Origin of the sequence: Haloplanus sp. (assembly GCF_028275055.1) — an archaeon.
In the GTDB taxonomy this organism is placed as follows: domain Archaea; phylum Halobacteriota; class Halobacteria; order Halobacteriales; family Haloferacaceae; genus Haloplanus.
In genome coordinates, this window is the sequence record NZ_JAQCNJ010000077.1 from 1 (window position 1) to 15857 (window position 15857).

General features: G+C 65.8%; 13 protein-coding genes, 1 tRNA gene and 1 pseudogene. 7 read left to right on the forward strand and 8 right to left on the reverse strand.

Annotated elements, in window-relative coordinates; genetic code table 11:
- The 3 genes from menD to Q0925_RS10020 form a co-directional block, all read right to left on the reverse strand.
- On the reverse strand, positions 1-1607 hold a 1607-nt coding region (gene menD / locus Q0925_RS10010), incomplete at its 3' end, for a 2-succinyl-5-enolpyruvyl-6-hydroxy-3-cyclohexene-1-carboxylic-acid synthase (RefSeq protein WP_299334920.1).
- Positions 1604-2941 carry an isochorismate synthase gene (locus Q0925_RS10015; protein ID WP_299334921.1) on the reverse strand — a complete coding sequence of 446 codons (1338 nt, stop codon included), beginning with the start codon at positions 2939-2941 and terminating at the stop codon, positions 1604-1606. The genes Q0925_RS10015 and menD, both read right to left, overlap by 4 nt.
- A 32-nt stretch (positions 2942-2973) precedes the next feature.
- Positions 2974-3573, reverse strand: coding sequence for a sulfite oxidase-like oxidoreductase (locus tag Q0925_RS10020; RefSeq protein WP_299334923.1), 600 nt, complete (start codon positions 3571-3573; stop codon positions 2974-2976).
- Between the two features lie 169 nt (positions 3574-3742).
- On the opposite strand from Q0925_RS10020, the gene Q0925_RS10025 reads away from it, so the two are divergent.
- The 3 genes from Q0925_RS10025 (at position 3743) to Q0925_RS10035 (ending at position 6028) form a co-directional block, all read left to right on the forward strand.
- A complete protein-coding gene (locus Q0925_RS10025) occupies positions 3743-3955 on the forward strand; it encodes a ribbon-helix-helix domain-containing protein (RefSeq protein ID WP_299334925.1) in 213 nt (70 codons plus the stop codon).
- 54 nt (positions 3956-4009) lie between these two features.
- On the forward strand, positions 4010-4288 hold the full coding sequence (locus Q0925_RS10030) for a UPF0058 family protein (protein ID WP_299334928.1): 279 nt from the start codon (positions 4010-4012) through the stop codon (positions 4286-4288).
- Between the two features lie 75 nt (positions 4289-4363).
- Positions 4364-6028: a rhomboid family intramembrane serine protease gene (locus Q0925_RS10035; RefSeq protein ID WP_299334931.1), complete on the forward strand. Its 1665-nt coding sequence runs from the start codon at positions 4364-4366 to the stop codon at positions 6026-6028.
- A gap of 31 nt (positions 6029-6059) precedes the next feature.
- Here Q0925_RS10035 and Q0925_RS10040 read toward each other — a convergent pair whose 3' ends face one another.
- The 4 genes and pseudogenes from Q0925_RS10040 to Q0925_RS10055 form a co-directional block, all read right to left on the reverse strand.
- Positions 6060-6689 (reverse strand): METTL5 family protein, encoded by a 630-nt coding sequence (locus tag Q0925_RS10040; protein WP_299335054.1) that lies wholly within the window; start codon positions 6687-6689, stop codon positions 6060-6062.
- 223 nt (positions 6690-6912) lie between these two features.
- Positions 6913-7464: pseudogene (locus Q0925_RS10045) on the reverse strand (thermonuclease family protein); the annotation flags it as partial.
- Between the two features lie 39 nt (positions 7465-7503).
- The gene (locus Q0925_RS10050) at positions 7504-9402 is read right to left on the reverse strand and encodes an arginine--tRNA ligase (protein ID WP_299334937.1); all 1899 of its coding nucleotides are present in this window, start codon (positions 9400-9402) and stop codon (positions 7504-7506) included.
- Positions 9403-9491: 89 nt separating this feature from the next.
- Positions 9492-9564 (reverse strand) — tRNA-Arg (locus Q0925_RS10055).
- A gap of 156 nt (positions 9565-9720) precedes the next feature.
- Here Q0925_RS10055 and Q0925_RS10060 point away from each other — a divergent pair.
- From Q0925_RS10060 to Q0925_RS10075, 4 genes are all read left to right on the forward strand, one after another.
- Positions 9721-10320: a hypothetical protein gene (locus Q0925_RS10060; RefSeq protein ID WP_299334940.1), complete on the forward strand. Its 600-nt coding sequence runs from the start codon at positions 9721-9723 to the stop codon at positions 10318-10320.
- 749 nt (positions 10321-11069) lie between these two features.
- Entirely contained in the window at positions 11070-12260 is a 1191-nt protein-coding gene (locus tag Q0925_RS10065; RefSeq protein ID WP_299334943.1) for an NAD-binding protein, read from the forward strand.
- A gap of 80 nt (positions 12261-12340) precedes the next feature.
- Positions 12341-12715 (forward strand): DUF5684 domain-containing protein, encoded by a 375-nt coding sequence (locus Q0925_RS10070; protein ID WP_299334946.1) that lies wholly within the window; start codon positions 12341-12343, stop codon positions 12713-12715.
- A 222-nt stretch (positions 12716-12937) separates the two neighbouring features.
- Positions 12938-14206 carry a hypothetical protein gene (locus Q0925_RS10075; protein ID WP_299334948.1) on the forward strand — a complete coding sequence of 423 codons (1269 nt, stop codon included), beginning with the start codon at positions 12938-12940 and terminating at the stop codon, positions 14204-14206.
- A gap of 527 nt (positions 14207-14733) precedes the next feature.
- Here the strand turns inward: Q0925_RS10075 and Q0925_RS10080 are convergent.
- On the reverse strand, positions 14734-15735 hold the full coding sequence (locus Q0925_RS10080; RefSeq protein ID WP_299334951.1) for an arsenic resistance protein: 1002 nt from the start codon (positions 15733-15735) through the stop codon (positions 14734-14736).
- Positions 15736-15857 lie beyond the last annotated feature (122 nt).

Sequence of the window (15857 nt, forward strand, 5' to 3'; positions counted from 1 at the left end):
TCGAGGTCGTAGAGGTCGGCCGTCGGTTCGAACTCCATCCCGTGTGGCGTTTTGAACGACTCGGTGAACGGCGGGTCGAACGATTCGATCGGGAGGCGGTGGAAGATGCCGCCGCCGTCGTTGTTGATCAGCACCACCGTCGCGTCGACGCCGCAGCGAAGCGCCGACAGGAGGCCGTTGCCGTCGTGGTAGAAGGCCAAGTCGCCGATAACGAGTGTCAGGTGGTCGGTGGTGGCGCTGCCCGCCCCAAGCGCGGTGGAGACGATGCCGTCGATGCCCGACGCGCCGCGGTTTCCGAGAACGGTGTAGGCGGCCAAATCCGGGGCGGCGTATCGGTCGGCGTCGCGAACGGGCGTCGAGTTCGAGACGACGAGTGTGGCAGGCTGAGGGGCGAGGTCGGTCACGTCGGCGAGGATGGCTCCCTCGAAGTAGCCGCCCGCGCCGTCGTCGTTCGCGCCGGCTACCACCTCGCGGTGGGTGCGTTCGGCGGCCGTCCACCGCTCGCGCCACTCGGGGGCATCCGGGCCGCCAACCGTCTCCGCGAGGGTGGCGAGCAGGCGCGATGGGTCGGCGACCACGAGGTCGGTCGCCCGGAACTCCGCCTCGCGCCACCCGCCCGCCGGATCGACGACGAACTGGCGAGCCCCGGTTCGGGCGAGATACTTTCGGAGACGCTTCGAGGTGGGCGACGCGCCGATACGCACGACGACCTCCGGATCCGGCCAGTCGGCCGTCACCCGCGGGTCGAGGTAGCCGTCGTAGCCGCCGACGGTCGTCGTCACACGGGTGTGGCCGCCAAAGCGCAGGCCCGAAAGCGGGTCCGCGAGGATCGGGAAGCCGGTCGCGTGGGCGAGCGCCGTCACCGCCTGCGGATCGGCACCCGGCGGGTCCGGCGGTCCGGCGACGATCAGCCCCCGACCGACCGACAACGCCTCCGAGAACGCGCGCCTGTCGGAACGATCCAGTCGCGGGACGCCGGCGGTTGTCGACACGAACGGCCGGTCGTCGTCGCGACCGGCGACGGCGAGGGAGTTGCGGTCGGTTGGCACGTCGTCCTCGACGGGTGTCGGTTCCAGCGGCTTTCGAAACGGACAGTTCAGGTGGACCGGCCCCGAGGGAGTGCCCGTCGCCTCGGCGAGCACCCGGCCGACGGTCGTCCGGAGCGACCGGAGTTTGCGGGCGTCGGCCTCCGGTTCGGGCAGGTCGCGATACCCTCGGACGGCGTCGCCGTACAACTTCTCCTGATCGACCGTCTGGTTCGCGCCGCTTTCGCGGAGCTCCGGGGGGCGGTCGGCGGTGAGGAGAAGGAGCGGCACACGACCCTCGTCCGCTTCGACGACCGCGGGATGATAGTTCGCGGCTGCGGTACCGGAGGTACAGATCAGGGGCGTCACGTCGCCGGTTCGGCGGGCGCGGCCAAGCGCGAAGTAGGCGGCCGAGCGCTCGTCGAGAACGGAGTAGGCGGTCAGCTCCTCGGACTCGGCGACGGCGGTGACGAGCGGCGTCGACCGGCTTCCGGGCGAGACGACGACGGCATCGACGCCGCCCCGGGCGAGTTCGTCCACGAGTGCCCGCGCCCAGAGCACGTTGCGGTTGGGTGCGCTCATTCCAGTTCGTCGAGGATCGGCCGATATTTAAGTTGCACCTCGTCCCACTCGCGGTCGGGGTCGGAGTCGGCGACGATGCCGACGCCGGCAAAGAGCGTGGCTGTCGTCTCGCGGGCGAGCGCGGAGCGAATGGCGACTGCGAAAGAGCCGTTGCCGGCGGCGTCGACCCAGCCGACGGGCGCGGCGTACCACCCGCGGTCGAACGGCTCCGTCTCACGAATGGTTGCGAGCGCACGCTCCGGGGGGAGTCCTCCGACCGCCGGTGTGGGGTGAAGCGCCTCCACCAACTCGAGAACGTGTGTGTCGTGATCGAGCGTCGCGGTGATGGGGGTAAACAGATGCTGGACGGTCTCTAGTCGTCGGACCCGTCGTCCGCCTGCGGTGACCGACGACGCAAACGGCGAGAGCTGTTCGCGGATGGTTTCGGCGACGAGGTCGTGTTCGTGGGCGTTTTTTTCGTCGTCAAGGAGTTCGGCGGCCAGCCAGTCGTCCTCGGTCGGCGTATCCCCCCGGCCGGTCGTACCGGCGAGCGCACCGGTCGTGACCGTCCGCCCGTGACGGCTGACCAGCCGTTCGGGCGTCGCGCCCAAAAGGCTCGGTCGGTCCAGGCCGGCGGTCGGTTCGACAAGGAATCGATAACAGTCGGGGTACGTCTCGCCGAGGTCGGCAAGCACGTCCGGCACGGACAGAGGGTCATCGAGCGTCACGGCGAGTGCCTGTGCGAGAACGACCTTCCGAAGGTCGCCGTCCTCGATCCGATCGACGGCCGCCGCGACCGACTCCCGCCACGTCTCGCGTGGCGTCGTCCGCGTTCGCGAGACGATGTGTGACCCGCGGCGGGGGCCGGCCTCCTCGACGGCGGCGAGTCGCTCGCGTGCCTCCTCGAGACGACGCTCGACGGCCTCTGGCGTCGCATCCGCGCCGACGGCGTTGACCGTCACCCACGTTCCGCGGTCGGTGTCGGTGACCTGGACACGCGGCAGAACGAACCGCGCCCCGGGAAAGTCGGCCCACGTGCCGTTGTTGTCGCTGGCCTCGTCGTGGAAGGCGAACCCGCCGAACAGGCGGGGACAGGCGGCCTCTGTTCCGGCGTGGACGTCGCCGGAGCGCAGTAGCCGGTCGATGTCGTCGCGGACCGACGTGAACCGGTCGCGACCGTCGGCTGTAACGGCCGCGGCGACACCGCCCGCGACGACAGTCGCCTCGTCGGGACCGGTCCAGAACGTCCGGGGTGCCGGCATCGCATCGAGGGCAGCACGGAGCGACGGCACCGATCCCCGGACCGACCGACTGACGAGACCGGTCTCCGTCTCGTCGTTTCGGGGGATACCCATTATAAACTCTTGCGTGCGCCGTACGCTTTTACCTAACTATCGCTGTAACGCTCCTCGGCCCAGGGGTCGGCGGTGACCGAATACCCCCGTTTCTCCCAGAATCCGCGTTGCGGTTCGGTGAGGAACTCGATGCCGGTTACCCACTTTGCGCCCTTGTAGGCGTACCGGTGGGGCGTGACGACGCGGACGGGACCGCCGTGGTCCCGCGGCAAGGGGTTGCCGTCGAACTCGAACGCAAGGAGCGTCTCCGGGCGCAGGCAGGCGTCCAACGGGAGGTCAGTCGTGTAGTCGTCCGCGGCGTGAAAGAGGACGTGGACCGCCTCCGACCCGACGCCGACGCGTTCGGCAAGCGTGGTAAACGGCAGGCCGGTGAACTCACAATCGAACCGGCTCCAACCGGTGACACAGTGAAAGTCCTGGCGTTGTGTCTCCACGCCCAGTGATGTGAACGCGTCCCAGTCGAGTGTCACCGCCTCCGCTACCGCGCCGCTCACCGAGAGCGTCCACTCCTCCCGTGTGACCCGTGGGGTCGATCCTTTCGAGAGAACGGGAAAGGAGTCGGTGCGGTGTTGTCCCGGCGGGAGACGCTCGTCGCCAAACTCGCGGTATATGTCGGTGGCGTCCCGATCCATATCCTGTTTCAGGCGGCGACTCACCTATGCGTACCGGTCCGATACTCGATTCGTTAACTCGAGTTTACTATCCACGTGAAATTACTTGTCCGTCAAGGCGCGGGATTGTCGAAGTACGAATCACCCCATAGAATTTAAATACGCCCCTCGCAAAGCGTCAAGCGTCCAAATGCCGAACGTGCAAATAACCGTCCCCGAACATCTGGAGATGCAGATCGCTCAGTTGGTCGAACAAGGGGAGTTCGTCAGTCGGGAGGAGGCCATTCAAGAACTGCTCTCGACCGGTCTTCGTGCCTACAAGACGAGTGGCCCGATCGAAGAGGAAGAGCCAAGCTTTGAGGAGGAGGGCATGATGGGTCACGAGGACGAGTACGTCTTCTGAGCGTGGGAGCCCGCCGCAATAATCCTTAACCCGTATACGGTCGTACACGGGGGTATGCACAAGGAAGAACTCCTCGAGCTGCATGAACAGATGGTGACGATCATGAACTATTTCCGTAGCCAGGAGTCGGTCGACGACAGTATTTTCGACCCGTACGAATCGCTGAGTGTCGACCCTTCACACGTCCACAAGTCGAAAAGCGAACACAAACACGCGGTGTTCGTTCTCGGCAACGCCTTAGCGACGGCGATGAGCGAAGACGAGTTCTCCGGCGCCGGCCGGGTCGGCAAGCGCATGGCCGAACTCGCCGAAGACGCCGAGAGCAAACTGTAACCGGCCGGGACGGCCCGCGCGTCTCGACGACACGCCCCCACCGGATTCATTACCGCCCGGTCGACAACAGGAGACATGCTCGGTCTCCCGGATGCGGCGACCCTGTTCCGGCTGGCGCTGGGCCTCGCACTCCTTGTTTCGGTCCTCGTCGTCGTTTCCCTCGACCGCCCACGAGGTCGGTGGGGCGCTCGGCTCCGGTCTCGGTTTCTCGCCGGCGTGCCTTGGGGAACGCTGGTGGTGTTAGGGTTCGTTCTCGGGGTGTATCTTTTCATCCAGGGTGGCTGGTCCGGTTGGTACTCGCCGGTCACCATCCCGTTCCGAGCGTGGTCGTATTTGTACCCATTGGGTGTCGCGGCGGCGGCGTTCTCACACTTCGGGCCTGCACACCTGATCGGCAACCTGGTCGGGACGGTCGCACTCGCCCCGATAGCCGAGTATGCGTGGGGACATTTCCCCCGCGAGCGAGGCACCCAGACGTTCACCTCGCCGCTGACCAACCCTTACGTGCGGGCGTTAGTCGTCGTTCCGGCGGCGGTTGTCGGTGTTGGCCTGTTCACGTCGGTGTTCGCCGTCGGCCCGGTGATCGGATTCTCCGGAGTCGTGTTCGCGTTCGCGGGCTTCGCGCTCGTTCACTACCCGATCACGACCGTCGTCGCACTCGCGGCGAGCAACGGGGTCCGGACGCTGTACCGGGCGTTTCAGCAGCCGACGCTGACCGCAAGCGCCGGCCCGTCGTACTCGTCGCCGTGGTGGGCCGACATCGCGATCCAAGGCCACGCAATCGGCCTTCTCGCGGGCGTTCTCCTCGGCGTGTGGCTGGCTCGTGCCCGCGGCGATGACCGACCGTCGGCCGCCCGGGTCGCAACCGGTGTCGCCCTGTTCGGCGTTGCACAGTCGTTGTGGGCGGTGTACTGGTTCCGCGGTGGCGAGACGTACGTCCTCTACCGGGCGGCCGGCCTCGCACTCGTCGTGTTGTTGGCGACGCTGGTGGCCGCCACCGTCGCGGCGTCGGCACGCCCGTTGTTGTCGACACCCGCGGACACCGACGCCTTCAGGTCGCTTCCCCGGTGGCAGGTCGGGGCGACCGTGCTGGTGTTGTGTACGGCCGCCATCGCCGGCCCCGCGGTGCCGGTGAATCTGACGACTTCGGCCGGGGGCGACCTGCCCGGCGACGCCGACCCGGTGACGGTGCGCGGATACGAGGTAGCGTACGCCGAGAACGTCCCCAATGGGATGGTGTCGGTCGTCGATATCGAGGCGTTCGGAGAGACGACACGGGTCAACACCTCGGGGGTGATCGTCAGGAACCGCGAGCGTGGTATCTGGATGACCGCCGTACCGGCCGGCCGACTCGCATTCACGGGAACGACCCGCGTCAGGGTCGGCGGTGTCGGCTGGCGGGAGTCGGTTCGCGTCCAGCGACAGGGGTGGAGCGCCGTCGGCGGTGGCACGACCTACCGGGTGCGACTCTCCCACCGGGGTGAAAACGTGACGGCCTACACCGCTCCGCCGGCCCGGGCCGGCCCCGTGATCGCCGGCCGGAACGTCTCCGTCGTCAGCGGCTCGGACCGGTTCCGACTCAACGTCTCGGTCGGTAACCGATCGGAGACGACACCCGTCCCCGCGGTCAACGAGACGGTGTCGGCCGGTGGCTTGGAGTTCACCAACGCCGACGGCCGGATCTACGCCATCGACGGGTCGACGCAGGTTCGCGTCGCTCGACGGGAAACCTACGAGTGAGCCACAAGGGACGAAAGCTCATAAGCATCTGTTACGACGGCCACTCGATCCGAAACACCTCGGTGTCGATTTCGGTCCGGTCGGTGGCGTGGTGGTCGAACTGGTTGTCGAGATCGAACTCCGCGGCGAAGGCGTGTGTCACCTCGCCAGCGTTGTCGGCCGCGAACGACTCAACGAACGCCCGGCTCCCGGCGTTGTGTACCGAGTAGGAGATGTCGGCGATGTCGACGGCGGTCGACAGAAACGCGCGGTCGGCGTGTTCGTTTCCGTTCTGTGCGCCGAACGGAGGGTTCATGACGACCGTCGTGGGACCGGATGGCCGGACGGGCGCGTCCGTGGCGTCGGCGTGGACCCAATGGATCTCCGTGCGGGTGCCGACCCGCCGTCGGTTCTCCCGGGCGATCAGGAGCGCGTCACGGTCGATTTCGACGCCGATCGCTCGACTGGGGCCACGGAGCGCCGCGCCGAGCGTGAACATCCCCGTCCCCGCGCCCAGATCGACGACCGTCCGGCCCTCGATGTCGTCGTTCAGGTCCGCGATGTGGACCACGTGAGCCGCGAGTTCCGGCGGCGTCGGATACTGTTCGAGGGCGGCCTGCGGGTTCTCGAAGCCGGCGACGACCGCCAACTGTCCCGCGAGATCGGCCTTTGTCGCCGTCATCGCCCCTCCATCGCGTCGGTCCACGCCGTCCGCCCGTCCGCCGTCTCGACCCCGCGGACGTTCAGTGGCGTCATGCGTGTCAGCACATATTCTCCGGTAATACTAAAGTTTTTTTGGATACGTCGGGGTAATTATTCGGGCGCATGGCGTCCTTGACGCCGCCGCGAGGTAGGCTCGTGGGACCGTTTCAACACTCATTTCGGTGCCGTTCACGGCGTTACGCCGCACACGACCAGACGCCACGTCGGTTTTCTCGTGCCGTTGTTTCGAGCGACGCGTACCGGTCGCGTTCGCGGAAGGTGGCGTCGTAGAGGCGGGCGTGGCCGCGTTCAAGCAACGCCGTGTTGAACGAGCGACCGTCGACGACGACGTACGCGAGAAGGCGGCCGTAACCGCCTCGTCGCCCTGCGGCGGTGTCAAAACGGAGCGTCACCGCACGGCCGGCGAGCATGTTCTCCGCGTAGGCGCTTGCCTCCTCGCCGTGCCGCCGGAGACAATCACGACCCGCCGTGGTGTCGGGGACACCCTCGAACTCCGTCGGATCGTTCTCGGCTCGGACCTCCGGAGTGTCGACGCCGAGCAGTCGGACCGTGTCCTCACCACCGTTCGGAAAACGGACGTCGACCGTGTCGCCGTCGACCACGTGGGTCACACGAACGGTCACCGCATCCTCGGGTGTCGTCGGTGTGGAGGCGTCCGGGGTCGTCCCGACACACCCAGCGGTCACGAACAGAATCAGGACGGGCAGAAGCCGCGCCCAGTCGCGTCGGATCACGGGCGTCCGGCCGGTCCACGGGGTCATAAGCACCCGGACCTACATCTCCGCGAGGGTGTCGACCCCGAGAAGCCCGAGTCCGTTCTCGAACACCTGTGCGGTGGCCGCGGTCAATGCGAGGCGCTCACCGGCCGCCGACTCCGCGTCAAGCACGCGGTTCTTGTGATAGAAGGAGTTGAACACGTGTGCCAGATCCAGCAGGTAGCGCGCGAGCGGTGCGGCGTCGTATCGCTCCTCGCACAGGTTGAGGACCAGCGGATAGCGACCGAGATGGTAGATCAGTCGGTGATCGGTGTCGTTGAACGCTCCGGGGTCGATGGCGTCCGCTTCCGGCACCGACTCGGCGTCGTCGAGAATGCTGTACGCCCGGGTCGTGGCGTACTGGACGTACGGCCCCGTGTCGCCGTCAAGCGACACCGCCTCGTCGATGTCGAAGGTGATATCCTTGCCCCGGTTCGAGGCGACCATTCCGTATTTGACCGTCGCGAGCGCGATCTTCCGGGCGATCACAGCGACCTCGTCGTCGTCGACACCGCGGCCCTTCTCCTCGACGATGTCGCGGGCACGATCCCGGGCGGCGTCGAGTACCTCGCGGACGGTGACGATCTGGCCGCCACGGGTCGACATGCTCCCCTCGGGGAGGCTGATCATCCCGTAGTTGACGTGTTGTAACCGCAGGTCGGTGAACCCCATTTTTCGGGCGGCGACGAACAGTTGCGAGAAGTAGTGGTCCTGTTCGCTGGCGACGACGTACACCGACCGGTCGGCGTCGAACTCCTCGATCCGGTAGGCGATGGTCGCCAGATCCCGCGTCCCGTAGACGGTCGACCCGTCCGACTTGACGATGTAGAAGGGGTCGAAGTCGGCATCCTCGACGTTCCCGGCCGCATCGAGGGCCTCGCGGGCACGGGCCAGCGAGGGGTCGACATCGACCCGTTCCGGGTCACCCGCGTCCTCGTACTCGTCGGGGTAGATCGGGATGAAGGCCGATCCGTCCGCCGCACGCATCGCCACGCCTTCTTCGAGGGCCCGATCGACGATCCGGTCGTTCCACCCTTCTCGGGCGTAGAAGCTCTCGCCGATCCAGAGGTCGAAGTCCACACCGAGTTCCTCGTAAACGGCCTCGAAGCGTTCGATGCTGGCCTCGCGGAACCGTTCCCAGCGCTCGACCGCCGCCTCGTCGCCGTCCTCTAAGCGGGCGAACCACTCCTTGCCGGCGGCGGTGTGGTGGTCGCGCTCCGCCGCAACCGCCTCCTCGAACGACCCGGTGAGCGCTTCGAACGCCTCGACATCCTCAAGCATCGAATCGCGTTGTTCGAACTGCTGGTAGAGGTCGAGGAGGTGAGCGATAGGGTCCTCCTCGAAGGCGTCCTCGTCACCGAACTCGACGTACTCGTGGAGGAGATTGCCGAACTGCACCCCCCAGTCGCCGAGGTGGTTGTCCCGAGCCACGTCGTGGCCCAACGCCTCGAGAACGTTCATGAGAGCGTCGCTGAGGATCGTGTTCCGGAGATGGCCAACGTGGAGTGGCTTGGCGATGTTCGGCGAGGAGACGTCCGCAATGATGGTTTCGGGGGCCGCGTGCTCGCGGGCACCGTAGGACGCCGCCTCGTCGCCGATGGCCGACAACGTCCGTCGGGCCATCGTCTCGACGTCGAGGTGGTAGTTGATATGACCGTTCTCGACGGTGACGGCACCGATTCCCTCGGGGAGACCGGCCGCCTCGTGCGCGTCGGCGATGGACGACGCGACCGACATCGGGTTCGACCCCTCGTCGGCGGCGATAGCAAACGAAATCGCGGAGGAAAACTCGCCTTTCTCGTCGTCGTCGAAGTCCTCGAGTTCGAGCGCCGAGGGGTCGACGGTGCGGTCGTGTCCCGCCTCTGTGACCGCCCCGGCCAGCCCGTCGATCAGCGCACGTTCGATGGATCGAAGCATTTCTTGGCTGTGGTCGCCTCTACATCCCGATAAAACTCACTACATCCCCCGGCCGGTCGCTTCGCTCGTCGGATCGTGACCGAGGTGAGCGTCCCGACGGCGATTTGAACGCCGGTCCCTGGCTCCGGAAGCCAAGAGGATAGTCCACTACCCTATCGGGACAAGATTACGTTCTTGACTTCATCGGAGTCACGTATATATGTATTGATCGGGGTTCGCCCGCCTAAACCGGTCTCGGACACGGTCGAGGCGACGGCCACCCGCCGGTTTTTTGTCCCCGACAACAGGGTTATCAGCGTCGCCGCCGTGCGTTCGTGAATGTCAGATGACAAGAGCGGGCGAGACAAGCAGGCCCACGACGCCGAGGGTCGACGGCAGGCACGCGCCCTCGTCGAGGAACTGGAACGGATGGACGAGACAAAGCCGCCGGTCGAAACGGCGACACTCGACGAGTTCGAGGCCGAACTCGGCGCGCTGACGTTCCCGGTGACGGGGGCCGATGTCGTCGCTTCGGTCGGTGACTACCCGATCGAGTCGGCCGACGGAAGCTACACCGTTGCGGATCTCATCTCCGAGACGGCCGACGAGACGTTCGACGCTCCCACGGCCGTGAGCGTGCGGGTTCAGCGGCCGACGGTCGCGGCGGCGATGAAGCGGGTCGTCGAGGCCGCCGCGACTCTCACCAACGAGACGCTCGGCCGATCACAGCACACGGGCTACGAGAGAACGTTTCGCGAACTGCGATCGATCGACGCCGTCGACGAGGACGAGGGGATCGAGGTGATCGGCGACTGGATCGTCGGCTGGATCCACGAGAAGGAGACGCTCCCGGGCTCCCGGGACGTTCGCCGGCAGGCGGCGAAGTTCTGCCGAGCGAGGGGGTACGAAATCCGAAACGACGAGTGGCTCGGCGTATAATCCACCCATCCTCCAGAGGGTCGCCGCAACTCGCCCAACGGTGTGCGGTTGGCTCGTTGTCACCATGGCTACCGATCAGGGAGCCACCAGCCATGTGGATGCGACGGGCGTAGATCAATGACAGCCTCCGACGACATCTTCCATGTCCTCCACGTGAACGACGACGGGACGTCCGTCGATACGGCCACACCCTTTCTCCAACGGGAGAACGACCGGACCGCGACGAGTGTCGACGAGGCGGGCCGGGCGGGCGCGGTTCAAACGCTACAAAGACCGCGCGGACCGGTGGTGATTGCGGCTCCGCCACACCACGGCGGTGGTGTTTACAATCACGTCCGCCGAACACCGGACGATGTGAGACACCACCGACCGGGACCGCTCGGCGGACGACATATCCGGCGGGATGGAGGTCATCGGACCGCATACGGCGGCGGAGCGTGTGTCTGCGGTCGAGACACCGACGGGCCGCGTCCGCATCCGCATCCGCCGCGCCGACGCGGGGCGGGCGTCAGCAGAAGCGCCCGCGTCCGAGCGCCTCGTCTGAATCGGCGGGACACACCCCGGCGCGTGCAGACACCACGTGTATCGGTGCGTGATGCGGTCACTCCGTCGGGTGTTCCCGACCTCTCGGTGTGGGGTGCAGGTGTGGTCATGACGGCTCTCGAACCGATGAGAGACGACGGACGAGTCGCTGGGGGTGGGACGGGGCACCGAGCCGACGTGGTCACAGTTGCCGGGTCCGCGAACGAATGACTCCGTCGCTCCCGTCCCACCTGTTGGATCGCTGGGTCGGCTGGCATGCGTTCGGGCTTCGGCTGACCGTCGCGCTCACCGCCGTCGTCGCCTTGCTCTCCGTTGCGACCGGTATCGCGAACATCGGCGCGCAGTCGGTTGTCGGTCCGCTTGCCGAGGTTATCCCGCGGTCGATCCAGCGGACCGCGGGGTTCACCGGAGCGCTGACCGGCTTTCTCATGATCGCGAGCGCGTACGGTCTCCGGCGTCGGCTTCGGGTAGCGTGGTATTCGACGGTGGTGCTGTTGCCCGTCACGACCATCCAAGGCGTGTTGCAATCGAGTCCGCTTTCGCTCCCGCTTGTCGCTCTCTCGGTCGTAACGCTGCCGAAGGTGTTGTACACCCGGCGGCGATTTGACCGGACAGCCGAATTGACGCCGGCACAGCTCGCCGCGGGCGTGGCAATCGCCGGGACACAGATCTACGGCACCGTCGGTACGTACGCGCTCCGCGAGGACTTCGCCGGCGTCTCGACGCTCGTCGACGCATTCTACTACACGCTCGTTACCGCGAGCACGGTCGGCTACGGCGACGTGACGCCCACCTCGCAGGTCGCACGGCTGTTCGGTATGTCGGTGGTCGTTATCGGGACGGCCAGTTTCGCGGTCGCCCTCGGAACACTCTTAGGGCCGGTCATTCAAGCGCGGTTCGCGAGGGCACTCGGACGTATGTCAGACACCGACCTCAAACGGCTCGACGACCACGTACTCGTGCTCGGTTACAGCGACATCGTCGCTGCCATCCTCGACGAGAACCCCGACCCCGACTCCGACGTGGTGGTCGTTACACCCGACCGCGAGGTGATACAGAGCCTTACCGACCGGGACATCGGCGCCCTCGCCGCCGACCCCGACGACGAGTCGTCGCTCCACGAGGCCGGCGTCGAACGCGCCCGACTGGCCATCGTCGCGACCGGTGACGACGCCGCCGACGCACTGACCATCCTGACCGTCCGGCAGCTCAACCCCGACGTGGAGATCCGCGCCGTCGCGACCAACCGCGAGAACGTGCGAAAGCTGGAAGACGCCGGCGCAACCTCCGTCATCAGCCCGATCGTGATCGCGGCCAAACAGCTTCTCGACCCATCGCCCGGGGATGGCACCGGCGTGGACCTCCTGACCGAGGCCCCCGACGATGGCGACGGCTGATGTGCCGGCTCCTCGGGACACGGATCGCATCGCCCCGGCGAGCCGGACGGTTTTTGTTCGTCGCCGCGGAACCCCGCCGTATGGTTTTAGCGAACGGTGCCGTAACCGCCCTCCAGACCGGCGACGGAAGCCTCGGTGTCGTCGTGGTTCAACTCGTTATCGGGATCGCTCAGTTGGCCGGGATGTGGGCAGTGTTCAAAAAGGCGGATCGCGCGGGATGGGCGGCCATCATCCCGGTCTACAACCTTTATGTCATGCTTCAGATCGGCGACAACGCGTGGTGGTGGCTGCCGGTTCTACTCGTCCCGCTGGTGAATATCTACGCGCTGTACCGGATTCACGCGGGTGTCGCCCGCGCCTTCGGCAAAGGAATCGGCTTCGGCCTCGGACTGGCCTTTCTCGGTCCGATTTGCTTCCCCGTACTCGGATTCGGCAACTACCGGTACACCGGGTGATAGAGGGTGTAGCGGGGTTGGCGGCGTACGCGAGAGACGTGTGGTCGGGTACATACCTCCAGAGTAAACGGTCATCGGGCCCGTCTCGGACGGACCCGAACTGACCCGCCCGGAGCGACACGGGAACCCCGTCTGGTCTGGGTGTATAACGGATCCGAGGCGTCGGTGAGGTGGGCAACGACCGACAGTTCTTAATATTCGGGGGTTGTCATGTACGATGGCATGGGACTCGAGGTCAGCGCTTCGTACGGGATTCTGGCTTTTGCACTCTTCATGTCCGTAGGGATCATGTACGGATCGGTCTGGAACGCGGCCGAACGAACGAGCGATTCGCTGGAAGACGAGCGGACACACTCCGATGAACTTCGGAAGACCGACATCACGGTCGTCGGTGCGGACTATGCCGCCGGCACGCTTCGGCTCAGTGTGAAAAACACGGGGGCGACGGAACTGTCCGTCTCCGCGACCGACATCCTCGTCGACGGGCGGTATATCACGGCGGAGAGTAGGGACAGCACCGTCGTCGGGGAACGCAACACCGGCGTGTGGGCACAGGGGGAGACGCTCGAATTCCGTGTCGACGCCCCGCCTCCCACCTACGTGAAGGTCGTCACCGAGTACGGCGTCGCATCGAGGGTGCCGGTCGATGTCTTCAGACAGACGGCGAACGTCGCGTTTACCGACGACACCGACTCCCTCCGGTCGTACGGACGCGACGATCGGTACACGAACTACCCGGGAACGGCGACAGCGGTCGGCCCTCCGATATCGAACTTCCTCACCCAGAAGGTCAATGAACTCCCGTCGGTCACCAGCGGTGGGAACGTGACTGTCGCGACCGAGACGGGGAATCGGGTCGTTCTCGCAACCGACGCACGAACCGGGTTCACCCGGCTCTCGGCGGGCCGTTGGCAGGGTAGCGATCCGTCTATCTTCTATGTCAACGGCACGTCACACATCGTCCGGGTGACCAGCGACGGAACGACCACACCGATCGATGCGGAATCGAGTATAGAAGCACAGGGAGTCGCCGGAATCGGCGACATCGACGGCGATGGGGCCGTCGAACTGATCTACGGCGGCAACGGTCCGGACGGGACGAGCAACTCGGTCATCTACATCGACGACGACGGGACGGTCGTCGGCACCGGTGTGGGGTACGGTACCAACAACGGCATCGGTCTCGGCGAACCGGCCGATTTCAACGGTGACGGAACGGTCCGTGTGCCCTACGTCGATGGGGGTAACAACATCAAGCTCACCGACGAAAACGGTGACACCACGGCGCTGACCAGCAGCGGCACGGCGGCGAAGGCACCCATCGCGGCGGGCAACTTCGACGGCGACGATCCGCTGGAGATATACTTCGTCGGTGCGGACACCGGGAGGCTCAAACTCATCGACAACGCGACCCGTGAGAACACGATCAGAACGGTTACCGACGACCAAGGGAACACGACCACCGTCGATAACGACGCCGGAGTCGCGTGACCGGTTCCGACGCGCCGTGGTCGGTTCCGTCGACAGCGCGGGACACACTCGCCGGCGCATCGATGACAGCGGGGCTGAACTGGTGGCTGATCGGACGCCTGAGCACCAATGTCGGTCACCTGACACACCGTCTATCGGAACGGGTCGAACTACCCCATCGAGCGCCGGACAACCCGACTCGGATCGGGTCGTGTGGGCCGACCGAGAGTTCTCACGACAAGCCTCCGGTGTCGCACATCTCTCCGGTATGATTCTCGGAGCCACCGTCGCACTGCTCAACACCCACCGCTAACGGCGTACGAATAGGGGTGTGGATGTTTTCTATCCTCGGGGAATCCGGGAGTTCGAACGTCGTGTGTCGGGACAGTTAGCTCGCACGTTTACTCGATTTTTCATCGCTAATGGGATTAAAAACGACGACCGGCCGCCGCAGACGTTCTCTACATCGGTCACGCGGTTACGCATAAACGCCACGTGATTCAAACGACAGTGTCGCATGCAGGGCGTGTCTCGGTTACGGCCGGGAATTACTCACCACCCGGGGCAGTCGGCTGATCGTCGTCCGCCGACGAGGCCGGAAGCAGTACCGTCGGAACAACCCGCGTGAGGACGACCATCCCGCTCAACTCGACCAGTGTCTGTGTGACGACGATTGCCGGTACCAATTCGTAGCCGGCCGGCAGCGCCAACGCCAACGGCAGAACGACCAGCGAGTTCCGCGTCACGGAGGTGAACACCAGTGCCCGCCGCTCACCGACCGCCATCCCGAGCAGACCGCCCGACAGTCGCCCGAGCAACGGCATGATGAGCAGAAACGCGACGTAGACGGGCACGACCACTGCAATCCGGTCGAACGCGCCCTGTACGCGAGGGAACTGCGAGGCGATCACCACGAACAGTGTCATCCCCATCATCGGCACGGGGAACCACCCCAGCGCCTCCTGTACCGACTCGATTCGGGGCGATTGCTCCGCTCCGGCCTCTGTAAGCCACGCCAGTCCCAGCGGCAGGGCGATGAGCAGCACAAACGCCTCAACGAACGGACCGGCTTCAACGACCGCCGCGAACTCCGGGCCGACGAACAGCCAGAGATACACCGGAAGCAGGAGCAGTTGTGCCAGCATCAGCACCGGCGTCGTCGCGGTGAGTTGTTCGGCGTCACCATCAGCAAGATCGGTAAAGGTGATGACGTAGTCGATACACGGCGTCAACAGCACCAGCAACACGCCGACGAGGATAACCCGATCGGACGGCAGAGCGCGGGTGAGCCCCCACACCACGACCGGGACGACGAGAAAGTTCAGCCCGAGTGCGGCCCCGATGAACCGTCCGTTGGTGAACGCATGGCGGAAGCGTACGAACGGAATCTCGAGAAAGGTCACGTACAACAGAACGGCCAGAATGGGATTGATACCGTTTTCGATGTGGGTGGCCCACGCCGGCCGGCCTGCTCCGACGGCGACCGACAGTGCGACCGCGGCCGCGTACACGAGGACTTGGTGTCGACGGAGCCATTCGTTTGCCTGCATTCATCGGTGAATTCGTCGCCTCGGGCTAACCTCTTTTCTATCGGTCGTCGGGTCGTCGACAACATGTGGATGCGTCTCGGCGCGACGGCGAACGCGCTCCGACCGGCCGGTATCGAACCCGA